Consider the following 3064-nt stretch of genomic DNA (forward strand, 5'->3'; position numbering starts at 1 on the left):
TCGATCTTCTCCGGCCGGGTGTCGGCATTGGCGAGCGCGATCAGCGCAAGCAGGCTGTCGCTTTTGACGGGTTCGAGATCGGCCAGGCGGCGGTGGCTTGTGGTGGTCAGCATGACGCGACCCTAGCGCAGGATCGGCAGGCCGTCATGCATCATAATCCACCGCCACCCCGTCCCCCGCCGGGACCGATTGACACGTCAAAATATAGCCATCGGCGATTTCCTCGTCGGTCAGGCCGTAATGCGCCGCCATCTCGACCTTGCCTGAAAGCACCTTCGCCCGGCACGTCGCACACACCCCCGCCTTGCACGCGAACGGTGCCTCCAACCCTGCGCTGCGCGCCGAGTCGAGAATCGAACTGCCATCGAATTTGATCTTCCGCGTTCGCCCGTCGAGCGTCACCGCGATAACCTGTCCCGCAGCCTGCTCCTGGAACGCCGCCAGTTGTGCGACCATCGCCTCGGACGGCCGCCCGGCGGTGAACCGCTCTATATGGATCCGCTCGCGTACGATCCCGCGTTCGACCAGCACGCTCTCCGCCGCATCCATCATCGGCCCCGGCCCGCAGATGAACCACGCCGCTACGTGGTCCGGCTCGACCACGAGGCGCTGAATCGCATCGCCGACCCGCGCCGCGTCGAGCATGCCATTGAACAGGTCGATCTCGCCTTCTTCCTCGGCGAGGAAATGGAACAGCTCGAGCCGCCCCATGTAGCGATCCTTCAGATCAGCCAGCGCCTCGAGGAAGATCACCGACTGGCTGTCGCGATTGCCGTAGAATAAGGTGAAGCGGCTGTTCGGCTCCTCGCCCAGCGCGGTGCGGATCAGCGACATGATCGGGGTAATCCCCGAACCCCCGGCGATCCCGACATAGCGCCGCGCTGCGTCGGCATCGAACGGGACGGTGAAAGAGCCATGCGGGCTCATCACCTCAATCTCGTCCCCGGCGCGCAAAGTCTCCGCGACCCAGTTTGAGAATACACCGCCCTTGATCCGCTTGATGGTGACCTTGACCAGCCCCTCGGCAGGCGCGACGCATAATGAATAATTGCGCCTAACTTCCTCGCCGTCGATCTCGGCCTTGAGCGTCAGATGCTGCCCTGCCTTGAAGCGGAATGCGTCGGCCAGATCATCAGGCACCTCGAAGCGGATCGACATTGCCTCGTCGGTCTCGGGCACGATTTCCGCCACCCGCAGCACATGAAAATGGTCGGCCACCAGCGCCTACCAGGCAGCGCCGGGATAGGTCCGCGGAATATGCTGCATCACCGCCAGCAAATGCCCCAGATGCTCGCTATGATGCCCGCGCCGTCCGCCCAGGATTGGCCGTTGGTCGCCGGGCAGTTCAAGTTTCGCCTCGGCCAGCACCGCCTCGATCGCGGTCCAATATTCGCTTTCGAACCCGCGCGGGTCGGGCACCGTCTGCCGCGCAATCAATTCCTGCAGCACCTCATCGACCTCGAACAATTCGGGGATGAAGCGCCAGCACCAGTCGAGCCCCTCGGCCATCCGCACTGCGCTCTCCTCGGTCCCGTCGCCCAGCCGGATCGTCCAGTCGGCGGCCAGTTCGCGGTGATAGGCCACTTCCTTGACCGCTTTCGACGCCAATCCCGACAGGAATGGATCGGGGCTGTCCGACAATTCGCGATAGAGCAGATGCTGGTACGTCGAGAACAACAATTGCCGCGCGATCGTCCGCCCGAAATCGCCATTGGGTTGCTCTACTAGCCAGCAATTCTTGTAATCCAGCACGTCGCGGTGGAACGCCAGTTCGTCCCCATCGTCATTATTGGCCTTATTGAGCAGATGCGTCGCCTGCCCGATCAGGTCGAGCGCGAGGTTGGCGAGGCTGAGGTCAACCTCCAGCCCCGGCGCATGCCCGCACCATTCGGACAATCGCTGGCCAAGCACGAGCGAATCATCCCCCAGCCGGACGAGATAATCGTAATAAGCATCCTCGAGCGGATCCTTGACCGGCACGCCCCCGCCCTCGTCAAACGCGCCGCCATCGGGCGCATTGTTCGCATCGCGCACATCCTTGGGGTCGATCACAGGAAGCGAGGGCATCAGATATGCTTCACCACATCGGGAATGTCGTAGAAGGTCGGGTGGCGATAGACCTTGTCTTCGGCCGGCTCGAACAAGGGGCCGCTATCGGCCGGATCGCTGGCAATGATCTGGTCCGACTTCACGATCCACAGCGAGACGCCTTCCTGCCGCCGGGTATAGGTATCGCGGGCATGGGCGAGCGCGAGCTTCGGGTCAGGAGCGTGAACGCTGCCAACGTGGCGATGCGCCATGCCGCCTTTCGACCGAATGAAGACTTCCCATAACGGCCAGTCTTGTCCGCCTCCCGCCGCGTCACTCACGCCGCCACCCGGGCAGCGCGCTTCGCCTCGTACGCAGCAGCAGCATCGCGCACCCAGGCACCGTCGTTCCACGCATCGCGGCGATCCTTCATCCGCTCCTTGGCGACCGGCCCTTCGCCGCGCACCACCGCGTAAAATTCCTCCCAGTCGATCGCGCCAAAGTCGTAGCCGCCCTTGGCCTCATTCCACTTGAGGTCGGGATCGGGGATTGTCAGCCCGAGATATTCCGCCTGCGGAACCCCAATATCGACGCATTTCTGCCTGAGCTCGTCATTGGTCTCGCGCTTGATCCGCCATCGCATCGAGCGCTCGGTATTGGGCGAGTTGTCGTCGGGCGGGCCGAACATCATTAGGCTCGGCCACCACCAGCGATTGAGCGCGTCCTGCGCCATGCGTTTTTGCTCGGGAGTGCCATTGGCGAGCACCATCATGATCTCGTAACCCTGGCGCTGGTGGAAGCTTTCCTCCTTGCACACGCGGACCATCGCCCGCGCATAGGGTCCATAAGAGGCGCGCTGCAGCGGCACCTGGTTCATGATCGCCGCGCCATCGACCAGCCAGCCGATCGCGCCAATGTCCGCCCAGGTGAGCGTCGGATAATTGAAGATCGTCGAATATTTGGCTTTGCCCGAGTGAAGCGCGTCGATCATCTGCTCGCGGCTGGTGCCAAGCGTTTCGGCAGCGCAATAGAGATA

4 protein-coding genes are annotated in these 3064 nt (G+C 63.0%); all 4 read right to left on the reverse strand.

Annotated features, from left to right (window positions below; translation table 11 throughout):
- Window positions 1–144: 144 nt before the first annotated feature.
- On the reverse strand, window positions 145–1218 hold the full coding sequence (gene paaE / locus RMN73_RS08640) for a 1,2-phenylacetyl-CoA epoxidase subunit PaaE (RefSeq protein WP_309602918.1): 1074 nt from the start codon (window positions 1216–1218) through the stop codon (window positions 145–147).
- Between the two features lie 6 nt (window positions 1219–1224).
- Complete coding sequence (gene paaC, locus RMN73_RS08645) at window positions 1225–2067, reverse strand: 1,2-phenylacetyl-CoA epoxidase subunit PaaC (protein ID WP_309602919.1); 843 nt, start codon at window positions 2065–2067, stop codon at window positions 1225–1227.
- On the reverse strand, window positions 2067–2369 hold the full coding sequence (gene paaB, locus RMN73_RS08650; protein ID WP_309602920.1) for a 1,2-phenylacetyl-CoA epoxidase subunit PaaB: 303 nt from the start codon (window positions 2367–2369) through the stop codon (window positions 2067–2069). Before paaB ends, paaC begins: the two co-directional genes overlap by 1 nt.
- The coding region (paaA, locus tag RMN73_RS08655) for a 1,2-phenylacetyl-CoA epoxidase subunit PaaA (protein ID WP_309602921.1) at window positions 2366–3064 on the reverse strand (699 nt) is incomplete at its 5' end. The genes paaB and paaA, both read right to left, overlap by 4 nt.

The organism is Sphingomonas sp. (assembly GCF_031372575.1).
Classification (GTDB): Bacteria; Pseudomonadota; Alphaproteobacteria; order Sphingomonadales; family Sphingomonadaceae; genus Sphingomicrobium.